Origin of the sequence: Halarchaeum grantii (assembly GCF_014647455.2) — an archaeon.
GTDB classification, from domain to species: Archaea; Halobacteriota; Halobacteria; order Halobacteriales; family Halobacteriaceae; genus Halarchaeum; species Halarchaeum grantii.
This window is the reverse complement of record NZ_BMPF01000004.1, coordinates 1-16,006: the sequence shown is the minus strand read 5'-3', so window position 1 is coordinate 16,006 and position 16,006 is coordinate 1. Positions and strand designations below refer to the sequence as shown.

23 protein-coding genes and 2 pseudogenes are annotated in these 16,006 nt (G+C 58.6%); 10 read left to right on the top strand and 15 right to left on the bottom strand.

The window, feature by feature from the left end:
• Positions 1-53: 53 nt before the first annotated feature.
• Positions 54-221: a DUF1931 family protein gene (locus IEY12_RS12430; protein WP_188884054.1), complete on the bottom strand. Its 168-nt coding sequence runs from the start codon at positions 219-221 to the stop codon at positions 54-56.
• Between the two features lie 156 nt (positions 222-377).
• Here IEY12_RS12430 and IEY12_RS12425 point away from each other — a divergent pair, with 156 nt between their 5' ends.
• The 5 genes from IEY12_RS12425 (at position 378) to lrp (ending at position 3,467) form a co-directional block, all read left to right on the top strand.
• Positions 378-698 carry a DUF6788 family protein gene (locus tag IEY12_RS12425; RefSeq protein ID WP_188884053.1) on the top strand — a complete coding sequence of 107 codons (321 nt, stop codon included), beginning with the start codon at positions 378-380 and terminating at the stop codon, positions 696-698.
• A gap of 125 nt (positions 699-823) precedes the next feature.
• Positions 824-1,264: a Cdc6/Cdc18 family protein gene (locus IEY12_RS12420; protein ID WP_425433170.1), complete on the top strand. Its 441-nt coding sequence runs from the start codon at positions 824-826 to the stop codon at positions 1,262-1,264.
• 413 nt (positions 1,265-1,677) lie between these two features.
• Positions 1,678-2,511, top strand: coding sequence for a ParA family protein (locus tag IEY12_RS12415; protein ID WP_188884051.1), 834 nt, complete (start codon positions 1,678-1,680; stop codon positions 2,509-2,511).
• Positions 2,504-2,938: a DUF7970 domain-containing protein gene (locus IEY12_RS12410; protein ID WP_188884050.1), complete on the top strand. Its 435-nt coding sequence runs from the start codon at positions 2,504-2,506 to the stop codon at positions 2,936-2,938. Before IEY12_RS12415 ends, IEY12_RS12410 begins: the two co-directional genes overlap by 8 nt.
• Before the next feature lie 73 nt (positions 2,939-3,011).
• Positions 3,012-3,467, top strand: coding sequence for an HTH-type transcriptional regulator Lrp (gene lrp, locus IEY12_RS12405; RefSeq protein WP_188884049.1), 456 nt, complete (start codon positions 3,012-3,014; stop codon positions 3,465-3,467).
• Between the two features lie 645 nt (positions 3,468-4,112).
• Here the strand turns inward: lrp and IEY12_RS12400 are convergent.
• The 4 genes and pseudogenes from IEY12_RS12400 to IEY12_RS12385 all read right to left on the bottom strand — a co-directional run bounded on the left by IEY12_RS12400 (position 4,113) and on the right by IEY12_RS12385 (position 7,420).
• Positions 4,113-5,477 (bottom strand): annotated as a pseudogene (locus IEY12_RS12400) (MFS transporter).
• A 16-nt stretch (positions 5,478-5,493) separates the two neighbouring features.
• On the bottom strand, positions 5,494-5,691 hold the full coding sequence (locus IEY12_RS12395; RefSeq protein WP_188884048.1) for a hypothetical protein: 198 nt from the start codon (positions 5,689-5,691) through the stop codon (positions 5,494-5,496).
• A gap of 420 nt (positions 5,692-6,111) precedes the next feature.
• Positions 6,112-6,429, bottom strand: a pseudogene (locus IEY12_RS12390) (SDR family NAD(P)-dependent oxidoreductase); the annotation flags it as partial.
• Positions 6,430-6,484: 55 nt separating this feature from the next.
• Complete coding sequence (locus IEY12_RS12385) at positions 6,485-7,420, bottom strand: ArdC-like ssDNA-binding domain-containing protein (protein ID WP_188884047.1); 936 nt, start codon at positions 7,418-7,420, stop codon at positions 6,485-6,487.
• Positions 7,421-7,534: 114 nt separating this feature from the next.
• Here IEY12_RS12385 and IEY12_RS12380 point away from each other — a divergent pair, with 114 nt between their 5' ends.
• Together IEY12_RS12380 and IEY12_RS12375 are read left to right on the top strand one after the other, a co-directional pair.
• Positions 7,535-8,155, top strand: coding sequence for a DUF7437 domain-containing protein (locus IEY12_RS12380; protein ID WP_229871278.1), 621 nt, complete (start codon positions 7,535-7,537; stop codon positions 8,153-8,155).
• Positions 8,152-8,703, top strand: coding sequence for a PIN domain-containing protein (locus tag IEY12_RS12375; RefSeq protein WP_188884046.1), 552 nt, complete (start codon positions 8,152-8,154; stop codon positions 8,701-8,703). Before IEY12_RS12380 ends, IEY12_RS12375 begins: the two co-directional genes overlap by 4 nt.
• Before the next feature lie 71 nt (positions 8,704-8,774).
• Here IEY12_RS12375 and IEY12_RS12370 read toward each other — a convergent pair whose 3' ends face one another.
• The gene (locus IEY12_RS12370) at positions 8,775-9,077 is read right to left on the bottom strand and encodes a hypothetical protein (protein ID WP_188884045.1); all 303 of its coding nucleotides are present in this window, start codon (positions 9,075-9,077) and stop codon (positions 8,775-8,777) included.
• Positions 9,078-9,181: 104 nt separating this feature from the next.
• Here IEY12_RS12370 and IEY12_RS12365 point away from each other — a divergent pair, with 104 nt between their 5' ends.
• Together IEY12_RS12365 and IEY12_RS12360 are read left to right on the top strand one after the other, a co-directional pair.
• Complete coding sequence (locus tag IEY12_RS12365; protein WP_123078741.1) at positions 9,182-9,604, top strand: helix-turn-helix domain-containing protein; 423 nt, start codon at positions 9,182-9,184, stop codon at positions 9,602-9,604.
• Positions 9,604-9,984, top strand: coding sequence for a hypothetical protein (locus tag IEY12_RS12360; RefSeq protein WP_188884044.1), 381 nt, complete (start codon positions 9,604-9,606; stop codon positions 9,982-9,984). Before IEY12_RS12365 ends, IEY12_RS12360 begins: the two co-directional genes overlap by 1 nt.
• A gap of 18 nt (positions 9,985-10,002) precedes the next feature.
• Here the strand turns inward: IEY12_RS12360 and IEY12_RS12355 are convergent, their stop codons facing one another.
• From IEY12_RS12355 to IEY12_RS12335, 5 genes are all read right to left on the bottom strand, one after another.
• Positions 10,003-10,215 (bottom strand): DUF8129 domain-containing protein, encoded by a 213-nt coding sequence (locus tag IEY12_RS12355; protein ID WP_188884043.1) that lies wholly within the window; start codon positions 10,213-10,215, stop codon positions 10,003-10,005.
• Between the two features lie 62 nt (positions 10,216-10,277).
• Positions 10,278-10,541, bottom strand: a complete 264-nt coding sequence (locus IEY12_RS12350) for a DUF7389 domain-containing protein (RefSeq protein WP_188884042.1) — start codon at positions 10,539-10,541, stop codon at positions 10,278-10,280.
• A gap of 15 nt (positions 10,542-10,556) precedes the next feature.
• Complete coding sequence (locus tag IEY12_RS12345; protein ID WP_188884041.1) at positions 10,557-10,940, bottom strand: DUF6166 domain-containing protein; 384 nt, start codon at positions 10,938-10,940, stop codon at positions 10,557-10,559.
• A 210-nt stretch (positions 10,941-11,150) separates the two neighbouring features.
• Complete coding sequence (locus IEY12_RS12340) at positions 11,151-11,330, bottom strand: hypothetical protein (protein WP_188884040.1); 180 nt, start codon at positions 11,328-11,330, stop codon at positions 11,151-11,153.
• 2 nt (positions 11,331-11,332) lie between these two features.
• Complete coding sequence (locus IEY12_RS12335; protein ID WP_188884039.1) at positions 11,333-11,824, bottom strand: DUF7995 family protein; 492 nt, start codon at positions 11,822-11,824, stop codon at positions 11,333-11,335.
• A 246-nt stretch (positions 11,825-12,070) separates the two neighbouring features.
• Between IEY12_RS12335 and IEY12_RS12330 the strand changes: the two genes are divergently transcribed.
• Complete coding sequence (locus tag IEY12_RS12330) at positions 12,071-12,472, top strand: hypothetical protein (RefSeq protein ID WP_188884038.1); 402 nt, start codon at positions 12,071-12,073, stop codon at positions 12,470-12,472.
• Between the two features lie 177 nt (positions 12,473-12,649).
• Here the strand turns inward: IEY12_RS12330 and IEY12_RS12325 are convergent, their stop codons facing one another.
• The 4 genes from IEY12_RS12325 to IEY12_RS12310 all read right to left on the bottom strand — a co-directional run bounded on the left by IEY12_RS12325 (position 12,650) and on the right by IEY12_RS12310 (position 15,941).
• The gene (locus tag IEY12_RS12325; protein WP_188884037.1) at positions 12,650-14,464 is read right to left on the bottom strand and encodes a PAS domain-containing protein; all 1,815 of its coding nucleotides are present in this window, start codon (positions 14,462-14,464) and stop codon (positions 12,650-12,652) included.
• Between the two features lie 91 nt (positions 14,465-14,555).
• Positions 14,556-15,416, bottom strand: a complete 861-nt coding sequence (locus IEY12_RS16085) for a biosurfactant protein 1 (RefSeq protein ID WP_483867014.1) — start codon at positions 15,414-15,416, stop codon at positions 14,556-14,558.
• 103 nt (positions 15,417-15,519) lie between these two features.
• On the bottom strand, positions 15,520-15,801 hold the full coding sequence (locus tag IEY12_RS12315) for a DUF3006 domain-containing protein (RefSeq protein WP_188884035.1): 282 nt from the start codon (positions 15,799-15,801) through the stop codon (positions 15,520-15,522).
• Positions 15,798-15,941 (bottom strand): lamin tail domain-containing protein, encoded by a 144-nt coding sequence (locus tag IEY12_RS12310; RefSeq protein ID WP_229871275.1) that lies wholly within the window; start codon positions 15,939-15,941, stop codon positions 15,798-15,800. The genes IEY12_RS12315 and IEY12_RS12310 overlap by 4 nt, the downstream gene beginning before the upstream one ends.
• Between the last annotated feature and the right edge of the window lie 65 nt (positions 15,942-16,006).

Sequence of the window (16,006 nt, the reverse complement as noted above, 5' to 3'; positions counted from 1 at the left end):
AGAACGCCCAACTAGCGGGCGAGCGTCAAGTGAAAAGAGTGTCGAGACCCTGTCTAGAGGTCGCGCGGCTGGACGGTCTTACGCCCATTCGACTCAGCGCGTGCCGCTGCTTCCTCCAGGAGCTCTTCGACTTCCTCGTCCAGCGCCGCGTAGAAATCACCGGCGACGTTCTTCTCTGCCAGTGCATCCTTCACCGCAGCCTTAACGACAAGATCCGACATACGGCATCAGAGTGTAACAGCTAACAAGAAGACAGGTACAAACCGCGACCTAAGCCGGCTCTGGAAGATGTCTGTTCGTGGTTTGATGGCTGTTCCAGGGCCTTAACCAACACACCTAAGCAATCTCCGTGTCAGTTGGTTAAGGCGCCCCATACGATGTCCGATTCACCACCGACACCACCACAGGAACTCTCGAGTGACCTCGTCGAATCACTGGAGGGCTGTTCGGCGGAGGAACTCCGAGCGGTTGAGCGCTATGCTGACGCGCTTGCCGAGTACCGTGAGCGAGAGGCTCGGCTTGCAGAGGACGACCAAGACGAAGTAGCGGACCGCCCCGAAGAGCTCCCGGACGACGTTCCGACGCGAGCGACGCTTACCATCAAGGAGATTAACGACAACCGCTACTACTACTGGCAGTGGCGAGAGGGGGACAAGGTCACTTCGAAATACAAGGGCCCTGTTGAGGATGGGGAGTAGGTATCGAGAAGGGGGAGACAGACACCCCTATTGATTTGTTTTCCCGTGTGGATGAGTAGGGACAGCGGTATCGAACCAGCCAGTAACAGGAGAAGAGAGATCAGGAGGAGAAGGAACGCGATCGGATTTACGAGGTCACATCTGACTTTGACGAGCAGCAGAAAGTAACACTCAGCGTCATCATGTTGCACGATATCCGTGACGAGACGCCGATCAGCCGTGAAAGCCTCTACCCGAAGTACAAGCAGCTCTCGGGCGAACTCCTTGATAAGACGACGTCGAAGCGGCGGGTAGCGGACTACCTCAAGGAAATGTACCAGCTAGGCCTGCTCAACCGCAAGGACAACTATGGCGGCCCTGGGAAGTCCGGATACGTCTACGAACTCGATACGGTTGACTACGAGATGATACTCCGCGTCCTCGGTGAGACAGAACCGTCAGGGATGCCTGAAAGGTCCGACCTCCTCTCGACAGAACTCATTGACGAGCTTGAGTCCTTTGCGGGCCAACAATCAACGGCTCGTGAGGCCACGCAGACGCAATCCAGTGTTGATTCGTGGAAGTAATGTATGGGACACTCTCGCACTTGGTATGAAATAGTGGGGGTGGTGTATTTTTAACTCAACCCGTCTGCGGCTCTAGCTCTGATTGGGATGAAACGGCGGGGTGCTGTTCTTTAAGCTTGAACCTGCCCTTCGCGAGATCTGGTATGAAATAGCGCGGTGGCTGATTTTATATGGGGTTGATACCCAATCTGGTATGAAATAGTGTGGTGTCTCGATTGATCTTTGAGGAGAGACCGCATGGTGGTTCCGCTGGGGTGACTCTTGGATACGAGTGCGCTGCCTAGCTAGCATTTCACGCCTCTGTACCCCTTTTCAACCTCTCTAACCACCTCATCTGAGTTAGCTAGCTTAGGTACCTTAGGTGGGGTGGGTGGCGTAGGTAGCTTTACTATGTTGGCTACTGTGGGTTCGGTATGGCCGATTCAGTAGAACCACGGGCGGTGACCGTCGCCCTGCAGAAGGGCGGCGTCGGAAAGACGACTGTCGCGATCAACGTCGCCGAACGACTTGATGCACGTGGCCACGACGTTCTCCTCGTCGACCTCGACCAGCAGGGGAACGCCACCGAAGGTGTTGGCCTCGAGGAGTATTACGAGGCGGATGCGAACCTCGGCGATGTCTGGGATGCAGATTCTGACGTCGAAATCCACGACCTCATCCGTCACACTGAGTGGATGGACGTCATTCCGAGCCATCGCGACCTTGATGAGGTCGAGAACCAGCTTCGGACAAGCGCATACGGAGTCACGCGTGTGCGCAACTACATCATTGATCCGTTGCTCGGCGACGAGTACGACTACATCATCATTGACAGCCCACCGAGCATCGGGCCGCTCTCTGATTCGGCGCTTGTCGGCACCGAACATGTCCTCGTTCCACTGAAGATGCGAGAAGCGTCAATCTCGGGGTTCCAGCGGATGGTCGAACAGCAACTCCAACCGCTCCGCAACGAGGGCGGTATCGACGTGCACGTCCTTGCACTCGTTCCCAATATTCTCGAGGGCGACGGGGAGGAGAAACGCATTATTCGCGATATCGAAGACTCCCCGTGGGCTGATCGCCTTCCGAAGTTTGCGCGCTCCGAGCAGTTTGACGAGTCTCCTGGGCCGGGACTTCGAAAGCGGGTCGCGTTCGGCCGTGCATATCGTGAGGGGAAACCGCTCGCTGCGTACGACCCGGAGAACGACCAGCTGCCGCGACTGGATGAACTTGCGGATATCGTCGAACGAGGTGATGTTGATGCCTGACGACAACCGCTTCGCCAGCATTGGCGTTGATGACGACGAGAAGGACACGGAAGCCGATCGATCGGTGACGGACTCGGCATCTGACTCAGATGCGGCAGCTGTCTCGGGTACTGGACCAGAGCCAGCTACCACAGATACCTCAGCTGACTCAGCCACCTCAGGTACCTCACCTGAGGTAGACCCGGCCGAATCCGGTCCCGCATTCGAGTTCGACGCCGTCCAGCAGAAAGCCGTCTATCCCCGGCCAGAATCTTGGGACGAATGGGAGGAAGCGCTCGACTTCGAGGTGAAACGCAAACTCCGCGACCACGGCGTCAAAGACATCACGGGTCGCGAGCTTGACGACGCAATCGCTCGCACCATTCCCGAAGTCACCGACCTCATCGTCGAAAAAGCACTTGAGGCACGTCGACAGAAATTCGATTAAATGTACAAGTCATAGCGGGGTAAATGGTAGGTAGATCCGGCATACATTAGTTCTCTTCTTACATGCCCTCGATATGGCCTACGAGAACTTCGATACACAGCTGGTCAACGCTCTTCTCGGGAATGGGCGTGCGAGTTTGCGCAACCTTGCTGAAGAACTCGACGTCTCTGTGACGACGGTTTCGAACCACCTGCGTGATCTCGAGGATGCTGGTGTCATCACGCGCTACTCCCCAATCGTCGACTACGGCAAACTCGGCTACGACGTCACGGCAATCCTCCAACTCAAGGCCGAAGGCGGCTCATTGCCCAACCTTGCCGACCGGCTCAGCGAACACAAACAGATGATGTCCGTCTACGAGATCACGGGCGACTACGACCTCATTGCGGTCGGCAAATTCCGCGATACCGACGACATGAACACGCTCATCAAGGAACTACTCGGCGACGCCGACATCAAGCAATCCTCGACGAGCGTCGTCCTCAACACCGTCGCCGAGAACAAACAATTCGAGCTTGACATTGAGTAAGTGATTGTATTGTGAGTCCGATCTCGCGGGGCGTCTTCGACGAGAATGTTGTCGCTGAACTCGACGGCTGACTGCCACAGCGATCCGAACTCGCCTGCGACGCCAGTGTCCTCTCTTTGCTCGTTTCACCGCCCGCACGGCCGACGTCAACAATGTTGCGTAGGTTGACGCGATGCTCCATACTCGCCACCTGCTTCGATATGGATACCTGTTGAACCCACAACAAGCCCTTACCGTGTGAGGCCACTACCAGTGGTGAAACCTGTGCCGGTATGTGTGCGCCGTCTCTACACGATTTCGATAACGACAGACAACACCACGCACTCATGCCGCTGGAGCGCGACGAGATCGACATCGCGTCGTATATGCGGACGGACTGTGATCGTAGTGCGCTGACGCCCTCGGAATGCCGAGAGATAAGCAGAAGCGTGGCGTTTCCGCTTCTTCCAGATCCTTGTTCGACACCCGGGTAGATGTTTTCGAACAGCGTGTCATAGAAAGGTTCGCAAACCCCGTCGTGTTCAGCAAGGAGAGTTCAGTCCAGGTACCCCACATGCCGACACAAATTTGTTGATCCTTGCAAGGAGTTCAGCTGAGGGATACAGGGGTAGTCAGCCCAATAGCTGTATTACTTCTTGGGTTGATTTAGATGTAGGCTTCGAATTCCTCTCCAAATGCGAGGAAGTAGCCAGTCCCAACGACCCCAATCACTGCTGCGATTGTGAACGCGATTTTCGGGCTCACGAACTCCCAGAGAGAGCCGCCCAGCGCGGCGCTCGGGATAACGACCGTGTTCCGCAGCAGATAGTACGTGCCAGTCACACGTCCGCTAGCACCTTGCTCGGCCGTACCGACGATCAACGCCTTGTGCGAGGGTAGACCAGCGAACCGAAGCCCGGAGAACGCGAAGATGAGTACCATCGCCCACTGGTGCGACATGACCGACGTGAGAACCTCTGGCCCACTGATGAGTACGATGGGGAACAGGGCGTAGACAGCGAACCCCCACGCGACGACGGGTTTGAGGCCGACTCGCTCGGCGACTTTCGCAGCTGGTGCCATCGAGATGAGGGCAATTAACATCTCGATGCCGAGCAGGAAGCCGAAGAACGCCTCTGGCGAGAGATCGAGTGCGTATGAGAAGCTAGCCAGTGAGACGGTCGTCTCGAAACTAACCCGGTAAAATCGGGTGATCACAAGCACGAAGAAAACATACACCATTCCGTTGGCGAACCGGACGAGCGTGTCACCAACGAGCAGCGGCCGGAGCGCTGACGGCGTCTCACGGAGGTCCGCCCGAATCTGTGCCAGCCCCTCGAAAGAGTCGCCGATGGAGTCCTCATTAGCGTCATAGAGGACGTGCTGAGCGACTGTTCCGATGATTCCGAAGACGACGGCGACGGCGAGGATATACTGAAAGCCCACGGTAAAGTCCGGATGGAAGCTGATGAGGACGGCCGCGAGTACCGGCCCGATGAGGAAGGCCGTTCGCCGGAACGTCTCAGTGCTAGCGAAGCCAGCGGCCAACTTTGAGGGGTCGGTTGCCTACTTGACGACGGCGAACGTTGCACCCAGCCCGAACGACTTCCAGCCCTGTGCTAGCAGCAGGCCAACGAAGATCCAGATCCAAGGCTGGATTTCGACGCCGACGACGGTTACCACGCCGAGATGTGGCGCGATCGACCAAACCCCGAATCCGAGTGTCGAAATCAACCCGAACAGCGTGAGTGCATACCGCGACCCGAGACGGTCCGAAATCGCGCCGCCAGGATACGGGAATACCGCCGAGACAATGTTGCTGACAGTTCCGAAGAGGCCGACAACGAATCCGGACGCCCCAAGTGCGACGATGTACTCGGGAATGTATCGGCTGGTCATCTGGAAGCCAAGACTGAACGCGAACATCGCCAGCGACAGCACGAGCACGTCCCGTTCGAGTGCGAAGAACTGACGGAACGTATCCAGTAGCGTCGTTTCGTCCGCTTCGACTGAGACTTGTTCCTGACTCATGGTACTGGGTTAGTGGTCACTCATTCGACAGCCCGATTCGATCAAAGGACTCTCCGACGCGACGCCGGATTTCGTCGCGCTGATTCCGACCGGCATCTAAATCGTCATCTCTCGGATCTTCAATCTCCCACCGTTCGGCCGTTTCGTCCCAGCCGTCCGGCACGAGCTCATCAATCGAACAGCCCATTGCCACGATGTACGCGGCATCTGCCACATTGGTGGGGAGTGCGGTCGCTAATATCGATTCTCCCCTCGTGTAGTACTTAGATTTTGTGTCGGGTGGTGCGGTCAGCTGACTTGTTTGATTCCGGCTCTCGCCGTGGCAAACACCGAGTCAGTTGCCGGTTCTCTGCGCACAAAGATCGCGAGGGTTAGTTGACCAGTCAAGCTTACGGCGCAAAACCACGACTGAAGTTGTGGATTTTGCGCCTGCACTTCTATAACAGGTGCGCCACGAGACCCGGACAGAGGTGTAGATCCTCTTGCGGCAGAGATAGACAGTTGCTTCTGGCTCTCTAGATGTAGGATTCCCGACAAAAGAAGGTTGAAATAAGCCGGACTTTGGTGGGCCTGAGAGCGTACTCCGCCGTTGCCAAAACGGCAGCAGAACACTCATCCCGGTCAAATGTTCCTGCTATTGGACGAGCAATCCACCGTCGACAATTATCGGTTGCCCCATCACGTAGGATGCGTCCTCAGAACAGAGCCAGACGACAGTATCGGCTATCTCGTCGGGTTCACCGAGTCGCCTTGCAGGAATTCCTGCAGTGATGCGGTCCATCTCCTCAGCATTATCCTCACCCGCCTGTTGGACCATCGGCGTGTCGATCACGCCAGGACAGACGGCGTTGAAGCGAATGCCGTCGTCAGCGTAATCAACGGTCGCCCGTCGAGTCAGCCCGATAACCCCATGTTTACTGGCGGCGTAGTGTGCACTACCATTCGCGCTCACTACTATTGGATAGTTGACTGAAAAGGACGTCTTCTAGTGTGAGGCGTTTGGGTCGCTATGCGGTTTCAGAATCAACGACGTCGATGAGCTGTTGGGCTGTCCGGCTGATTCGGCCGAATCGCTCCCGGATTGCCTCAGGATCGTCGCCGGCCCAAGCAGCGAGGTAGAACGACGAATTGCTTGTGTCAAGGTCACAGTGGCGGCCGACGATGTATGCGACGGCCTCGGCTTCGAGTTCCTGCTCGGAGCGCGCCAGTGGGTCGCTGATGGCGCCATGGAGGAGGGCGTGTGCGAGTTCGTGGACGAGCGTCACCGCGAGGTCAGCCTCATTCGCACGACCACGAACCTCAACAAGTGGTGATTCGTCTGACTGACGTGGCTTGCAGATACCCTCTGCCTGCCCATGGATCCACTCGTCGGCGTCGACGATGCGCACCTCGACGTCGAGTTCCGAAGCTGCGTCTTCGAGGACTGCGACGAGGTCGCCGGCGTCGCCGGTCGCCGCCGTCTCGAGTTCGGGGAGTGGCTCACCTTCGGTCTGCGAGACGTCGAAGACCGATGCCGGCCGAAAGCCGACGAGTCCCTCTGACCACTCCTCCGGTGGCGTCTCGTCGTACTCACAATCACTCCGTTCGTGGTAGTTCGGCGAGTTCTCGCACTCCGGGCATTGCTTCGTAATGATGGGTGCCCAGATCCAGATGGCGCTCTCGCCTTCCTGGACGTATCGGTCGAACTCCTCTTGCCACGCTCGGTAGCCCGCGACCTTCGTCGCCTCCGGACACTGGAGGGTGATCAGGAGAGTGTTTCGGTAGGAGTAGTCGTGGAACCGACTCTGTACGTCCAGCCACTCTTGGAACGCCTCGCTTCCGCGTGCCTCCTCGACGTGCGTGATGAGGTCCTCAACCCACGCCTCGATCGTCTCGGTCATCGATTCACTTCGCGAGCTCGAATCCTCGAACGCGACTGCTGCCTCTGTTTGTGCGTCACTCATGGATGTGATCGCGACGACGCGCCTCGCGGGCGCGCCCGCACCCCTCCCGGGGCCAACAAACCTGTTCGCGGCAGCGCAATCCTTTAGTCTCTAGTTCGCGTACTATGGACTACAATGGCTGGTGCACCGATTGGAGACGTCGGACGTGACGAGTCGGGCGTCTCGATGTTTTTCGCTGTGCAGCGACTCCTAACAGACGCCGATCTCGCCTACTTCTACACTGATCTCCTCCTGAACTCGCCGACGACGGTGAAACGAGCGATGGACCGCCAGGGTATCGTGAAGAGCACTGCGTACAAGTACGCGAACGAGCTGGCTGAGCTCGGCGTCGCCGAGGAACGTGATGAGTACGAGGACGGCGCCGCGCTCTGGACGGTCGAGCCAGTCGTCGGGACGTGGGAGACAGAGACCGGCGAACTCGTCGTCTCACCGGTCATCATTGCGGTCTATGGGGCAAGCACGGCCAACGACGATATCGCGTATTTCCGCGAGCGCTATGGGGACGCGGCGTTACTCAACGCGGTCGGTGAGACGGACGCGTATCTTCGGGGTGAGCAGACACGCCGTGGCATTGCTGCGGCGCTTGATGTTCCCGCTGCCGCAGGTATCGCAGTCTCACAGGCCATCGAAGCGATCATCGGTCGCATTAGTCCGGTTGACCCTGCATTCCCCAACCATGGCGATGACGTCCACGAGCGAACGATCGCTGACGCTCCCTACGTTGTTGACGCGTGAGCGCGATTTCGCCCCTGCCAAATGCACTCGTCTTGGATACGAGCTTTCTCCGGACGCTCGGCGGCCCTGGCCACGATCGCTATCAGGCCTTCATAAATCACGTCAAGAGCAACGGGATCCAGCTCTATCTGAGTCAGCGTGTTTGCGAAGAAATCGAGGAGCAGCAGGGCTGGATCAGTGCCGATTGGCTGCACAAGGCGCAGTCCGAGTCCTGGATTAGCACCGCCCAGCCCGTGCAAGAGGGTGTGAGTGTCTATGATGGTCCGACGGCGGCAGTCGTGATGGACCGCATCCAGCAACGTCTCGCCGACATTGAGCATGTGCCACCAGACGAATTGCGGAAGACCGATGCTGGCCTCGCCGGCACCGCAATCATGCTCCTCGCCTCGACTGCCTACGACTCCATCGGAATCGTCATGGACGACCGGAACGCGGAAGCAACAATTCGAGCGATTCTCTCGAATACGTACTACGAGGACTACATCTCTGTCCTCACGGTCTGGGACGTTATCGAGCTCGTCGAAGCTGACGGGTATCCCGAGGACTAATTAACCAACAATTTGTATCACCTCAGGTTTTCTGTTGGTTAATCAGATACTGGTTGTCAATCGGATCGTGATCAGTCGTCGAAGAGACAGCGTGTCGCGGCGTTTTCGCCGGTGAGCGTCTGCTGGTCGTCGTCGGTGTCGGGGAAGAGCGCGGCCTGCTCGTCATACTCACTTGAGTCTTGTACTTCGGGGCGGTCGTCGACGCCGAACTCGCTAGCCTCAGGTCGATCGCGTCGGGATTCACGGTCGCGATGGTCGACGTCGGCGCCGAAATCCTCGAGAGACGTTTCGACGCTCGACTCCTGGACTTCAAGCCCGCCATCGTCACTGAACGCTGCTTGATGGTGAATCTCTGGATCTGGTGTATCGCTCATCACTGAATGCCTCCGCCCTCTCGGGTGGCTCGATAAACTGGACCGTGCAGGAAGCACACCCATTCACCCGCACACTTATCCACCAGCACACCGTACTAGGCGGTATGCCGATCGATATCGAGGAGTTTGAAGACGGCGAGGAGGCGGAGCGGACGACCGCTGAACTCATCATCGAGTTTCTCCTCGAGAACCGCGATGCCGCGTTCACTCGGAGTGAAATCGCGACCGCGATCGACCGCAATCCGAACACGGTCGGGTCGAACCTCTCACGGCTCAAGGAGAGAGGGCTCGTTCGGCACCGCAAGCACCATTGGGCGCTCACCCGCGACCTCAGTCGGGTTGCGGAAGCGATTCGGTTCTCCGATCTCCTCTCGACGCTCACACTTGAGCATGGGCCTCTTATCGCGAGTGAGGAGGAGGCAGAGGCGTGGGCGGACGCACAACCGGATCAGCTACACCCCTCAGAGACGGACGACGAGGAGCAGTCCGGCGAGAACCGTGCTGCCCAGCAGTCCTCGGACCACTGATGCAGGCAGCTGGCCGTGACTACCAGCCGGGAGACGTCGTCTGGACGGTCGACCCGTTCAAGAACGGCGCGAACGTCTCCCGGATGTTCTGCATCGTCAGTACCCGAACTCACCCGTTTGAAGATGAGCAGTTTGTTGGGTGTACGCTCACGACGACGGACCACGCCGTCGCGCATCCACTCTACGACCACTATTGGGAGCTGGGTGGCACTCCCGAGCAATCCTACATCCTTCCGCTCTCGCTCCATACGCCACGCGCCACGAATATCCAAGCACCACCGGACTACGCCGCGATCGACGATCCGTGGCAGGGCCGAATCACCGACGCACTTCTCGACCAGATTATTGAGGAAATCGTCTGGACGCTTCGGCGTCGGTGACCACTCGGAGGTGATGCTTCACTTCTCATCTCGAAGTTCGCTCGCTCTCTGTGCGAGCCGCCGAAGGATCGGTTCACGATTCTGATGCGCGTTCTCGTAGGCGACACACGCTCGGGCGGTCTCGATATCGGGAATCGTCACGATGCACGCGCGGAGGACGTCGAGATTCTCCGGTGTGAGTCGCTGTTCGGGCGTCAGAACACTCGCGTCGTCGCTCTTTTGGCCAGGCATGAATGTACGCCTCACCCGCTCGCGGCGACGACAAACGCTACCGGAGTCCTTGACGCTCGCCCTTAGTCGTCCCTGACTTCTGGTTGGATCTGTCGTGCATCCTCAGCGATCCGATGCAGATACTCCCGAAGGACGTCCATGTCCTCTTGGGCGTCGGCGAGCGTCTCGGCTTTCACTTTGCCCTTGATTTTGTCTTCGTCGCGCGTTCCGGAGCCACGTTTGAGTTGAACGGTGATTGAGACGCCGACGTCGGTGCGTTCGACGTGCTGGGTTTCGGTCGGCTGGTCGGCGGTCGCATCGCTCGAAGAATTAGTCGTATCGGACATTGTCAGTGGAGGTGGTTAGGCAGTTGGTGCGACGTCGTCGGGGAGGACGTGCTCGATATCGGCGTCGGTGAGCGTCCAGGTGCCATCGGCACCGTACTCGAGTTGGCTGACGACCTCATCTTTGAACGTCTGATAGTGTTCGCGGGCGAGCGCGGCGTTGTCCGTGTAGTCGAGGAGGACGGCGAGTGCGAGCTGTGCCGGGCCGCTGCCGCGATAGCCGACGGCGAATCCGCTCGGACTATGCCGGGCAATTCGGAGGCTGCGCTCCGGTGCGAGGCGCTGCCCACCGGGGTGCGTCGTCACGACCGTCTCGCCCTGCTCCCGGGAGCCAATGTAACGAATCTCGCCCTGGTGGTGTGTGGTCTGTGCCGTCGCGTGGTCGTCGAAGGTTCCACTCATCGTTCGGTTCGAGAGCACCACTCAGGCACTCCCGCACCCCTCTCGGGGGCGACAAACACGACGGCGGTCGCGGCTCGGCCAGTTTAACCAACACAGTCCCGACCCTACTGCCAATTGTTGGTTAACACGCCATCAGTCGAATTCCTAATACTGCCTAAGAGCGCGTAAAGCGCCATCTAGGTGGATATTTACACTTTGCACACGGGGTGTCTACGCGTCGCTCGTCTCAGTGAGTTCGTCCTCAAAGTAGCAGTCCGCACAGCGCTGATCGCCACGTGCGGCGTAGACCGGGTCCGCCGGCACCGCCTGACAGCTCGTACAGTAGCCGAAGGCGGTTTTCGGGATCGGCTTCTGCCACGGCGGCCGTCGACGAGTCGTGTAGCCCGCCATCGTCAGTAGTGGACGTCGGCGGGGACGATCCAGCACGACTCGACGCCGTCGAGAATCCTGTCGAGCCGCTCCCGGTCGCGGATCCCCTGTCCGTGTTCGTCGTAGAGGACGATTGAGGGCCCGCGATAGGCGCCAAGGTTGTGGCAGGCATGCCGGACGAGGTCCTCATCGTGCATGATCGCCTCGTCGTTGAGTTCGTCCAGGCCCTCGCGAACAGCCGCGAGGTTCTGTTCGAACGCCTTGATGGTCGCCTCCCAGCCAGCCTCGAGGAGGTCTTCGCCGGCGTCCGACTCGATCGGCGCCGCGGCCGGCCGCTCACCCCACCGCGCTTGGCCCGCCCCGGTGACGTCCGTCTCGTCGAACGTCACGTAGTAGTCGAACACGGCGTCGGCGTCTGGGGCGACGCCGACCAGTCGGTCGAACGCAGATGTGCCTGTCGCCAGTGCTTCGTCGCGCGTCGATGCCTCTACCAGCGCGTAGATGAGCATGTGCATCATCGAGTCCGACGCACGCCCCTCGGGCGCGCGTCGCCGCTCTCCGCGTGATAAACATCTCAGAGACTACCGCAGAATACAGGCTATCTCTCGCGCGGTTGGGCAATTTACACTCGACATCTGGAGTGTCTCGCCGTCGTCGCACTCCTGAAGGGTGGCGGTGAGCGTGAGATAGAGCGTGCGAACAAATTGTCAGGAGTAGATGGAAGCCATCACGTCTTTCCTGCGGACGTGAGGAAATTGGGTATGGCGGGAGCAATCGTCGGACTGGTCCTGGGAAGTATTATTGGGGCAGTCGCGACAATCGCAGGATCGTACTTTCTGTTCTGGCGTCGCCGCCACGCAGCACTCGCTCATCTCCGTCGCGCATTCAGAACGGAACTCTCTGCACTGTCGTACATCGACGAGATGGCCGAGAGCGGCGACTACGAAACACTCACTCAGACGGTCGAAAAACCGGTTGTCTACGAGAGTAACGCCGATGACATTGGCCACCTCTCAGGCGAGGAAGTCGAGGCACTCGTGGCGTTTTACACTGACCTGTACTGGATATGTGACCAACAGGATATCGAGGATAAGAAAGACCGCGTCCATGAGATCGTGGAAAAGCGCCAGCGTGCGATAGAAACCATCCGTGAGGCTGAGTGAGATTCCCGGATACACTTTCGGCAGTATGTACGCATACTCAGTTACGGCTGTTCCACACCACTGGTTCCGCTGAACGAAGTCGGCCTCGCACTTCTACACGGTGTGTCTCCCACAGCGTGCCATCGCTGCGTGTCGGCGGTGAGCGGTAGGTACTGACCTAACTCAGCGTGGAGTGTCTCACATCGTGGTCGCGAATATTTCGAACCGAGTCCCGCCGTCGATCCCGTCCCGTATCCGAATCTGCCAGCCGTGTGCTGCAACGATTTGCGCCACACTCACCATTCCGAATCCAGTGCCATCTTCCTTCGTCGTGAACCCCGGCATAAACACATCTTCCCGATCCTCTTGTGGAATTCCAGGGCCGTCATCTTCGACGTAAAACCCCGGCTCCTCGTCTAGTCTTCCAACATGAACCGTTACGTCCTCCTCGCCATGCTCCAACGAATTCCCGAGCAGATTCTCACACATCCTCCGCAACGCCTTCTCGTCGGCATACACTTCGGGGATGTCGGTATCCACTTCGAGTGACGCATCGCCTACATCCAATGTACGCCATATATGCCTGACCAACCTGGACACGTCGACGGACGTCTTCTCATTTACTAACTCTCCGGTTTGCATCACCTCTGCCAGATCCTCAGTCAGAACTTCCACTCGATCAAGGGCCGCTTCTGCGTCCTCGAGGTGTTCGACGTCACCTGTGTCCCGCGCTAATTCCAGTCGGCCCCGGATTACATCGAGTGGGGTCTGTACGTCATGCGCCAGTACCCCTCCGAGCTCCTGGATCGTCTGAATCCATTCCTCGTTCCGCTCTTGTACCGCACGGCGTTCAGTCACGTCTTGCTGAAACCCGACGAAATAGTCTAGCTCTTCGTTCTCGCCGAGAAGTGGCGCGATGCTGACGCGGTTCCAGAATAACTCGCCGTTGTTCCGATAGTTTCGCAGTTCGACGGTGACTGGCTCCGCGTCATCAATGGCTTCTCGCATCTCCGCTTTCTGCTCCTCTCGTGTTTCCTCCCCCTGCAGTAACCGACAGTTTTGCCCGATGACTTCATCCCGCGAGTATCCGGTCAGCGCAACAAATCCGTCGTTCGCGTAGATGATTGGATTATCTTCCTGACTAGGGTCCGTAATGACTATCCCGATCGGTGCTTCATCCATCGCGCGCTCCTTCAGCGACAGCTCCTCTCGTATCCCTTCAGCTTCTGGGATGTCGGCGATTGTGCAAATCAGTGTGTCGTCTTCCGTGTAGGCAAGTCGGTGGTTGACCTTGACTGGGTCGCCATCTTTTCGGGTGTAGATTGTCCGCCCTTTCCACTCATCCGCTCGGGCCTCGGGGAGCATCTCCTTATTGACCCTGTCGAGTTCGTTCTCCGGGTAGAGGAGATCCCAATGTTTGCCAAGTAGTTCCTCGCGGTCATACCCGGTGATATCGGCGTATGCCTCGTTGACGTAGATGAACTGTCCGTCTTCGTCGAGGAGGCTGATACCGTCGTGTGCCGCTTCAATAGCCTGGAACCCTCGTGTCACTTGTTTCTCCGCCCGATTCCGTGCCACGGCTTGTTCAATGCGGTTGGCCAGGACCTCGTACTGTTCCGTCCCGCCGCCCTTCTGCAAGTACTCGGTGACGCCCTTCGATATTGCTTCGCTGGCAATTTCCTCGCTACCCTTACCGGTGAACAGGATGAACGGCATATCCGGATGCTTCTCTCGGACCCGTTTGAGGACGTCTAAGCCATTCATCCCCGGCATATCGTAGTCGCTGATCACGCAGTCCACGTCGTCTTCTTCGAGTCGGCTGAGTCCACCTTGGGGGTCGTTTTCGGTCTTGACTGTGAAGTAGTCGCGTTCGCGCTGGAGAAACGTTGCGACGAGTTCGGAGAAGCTTTGATCGTCTTCTATATGGAGAATACACACGTCCTCTCTAGCGTCCGCGATGAGGCCTTGCTCATCAATAGATTCCTCATCTCCAGTCAGAAACGTCTCAGTCATTACTATCCTTTGTCACTCCCCACTGGTTAATCCACAGGTATCCACACAATGTCTAAGGGATCAAACCGCATCGGCCGATCTGCGCTCCGGGTTACGATGGGTTCGGGCCGTGGCGTGATGTCCCACAGACTCGACAGTCCCAAATCGGCTGCCCGGCCCATTTGTCGGTTGGACCGGTTTCGGCGCCGCGGAAACGATGGGTGGTTTCCCGCTCGCAGCGTCGACACATCAGCGTCTCCCGTGTTGGGGTTGCGGCCGACTGCTGCCCTGCATCATCGGGACGCGACGGCTGTTGGAGTGCGAGTGCAGGAACGAGCCAGAGAGCATCCTCTGCTTGCTCACGCACTGTGCTGAGTCGCTGCCGCGAGTCGATTGCGTCCCCGGCATGGTCGTAGAGGTACGTCGCATGCCCGCCCCAGCCCGCGTCGTCCTTCCACTGTGTGCGGCCACACGCTTGGTGAAGCAGGCGTTCGCCGACGTCACTCTCCACCTGGACGACGTCGGGAAGGCTGCCCCAGTGGTTGGTGAGCGTTCGCGACGGCGAGCCATCACCATCGGCGACGAGTTCGCACTCGTGGATCGCGGTGTCGCCCTTCTTGACGAGGAGTGAGTGGGCGGCTGTCCCCTTCGCGAGCGCTGCGTACTCCGTTCGTGCTCGGACGAGCGTGAAGACGAGGTGGAGGAACTCCCGCTCTGGTTCGCCTTCGTCCTGAGTCGGTGTCTTCGACGCCGCGTGTTCACGGCGACACGACGCACATCGCTCACTCGTCGGTGGTACAGACTGGACACACTCGAGACACGCCGACGATGCTTCTCCCGGCTCGGGATAACCGGTACTTGCTAATTGGTCGTGTGGCTTCTCGTCTTGGAGGACGTGATCTGGTTCTCGGGTTGCTTCGCCTCTGGGCCGAAATACGTCCTCGTCGCGACGGCGATCAGGGTATCGCGTCACACTCCTCGTATCTTCGTCTTCACTTTTCAAGTATCGGCGTCGAAGTCATCGGCAAGTGGGTGGTGTGTCGCTATCGGTGGACTCCACGAACGCGATATGGCTGTTACTCGTCGCGTTTCGGTGGTCGCTTCGAGAGACGGTCGAAGCGTTGCTGTGCGGACTCACGGCGGGACTTCGTCTCCCCGGGGTCGTACGTGATGTCGACGAGGTCGCCGCCTTCAATGGCGACGTCGAACACTGCGTCTTGTTGTCGGCCTGCCTCGGGGAGCCGCTCGGCTGGGACTGGATAGTCAGTGACATCCTGGCCGTCCTGTTCGAGGACAAGGACGGCCTGCTCGCCCTCGAAGCGATCGAGGACTGCCGTGTAGGTGCCATCGTCGATCATTCGTATGTGGTGCGAGCGGCTTCGGTGCCGGTATCGGTTGTGACGATGATGGTGTCGCCGCCATCGTTCCAGACGGCCGAGCCACGGTTCCAGTAGAGGTCGGCGTCCGTGTTCGTCCCGCTGCCCGTATGCAGGGTCATCCGTCTTTAGTTAAGCCTCACACCTCGGTTGTGTAGCGGTAGCGAGTGTCTCTTGTAAGATTGGT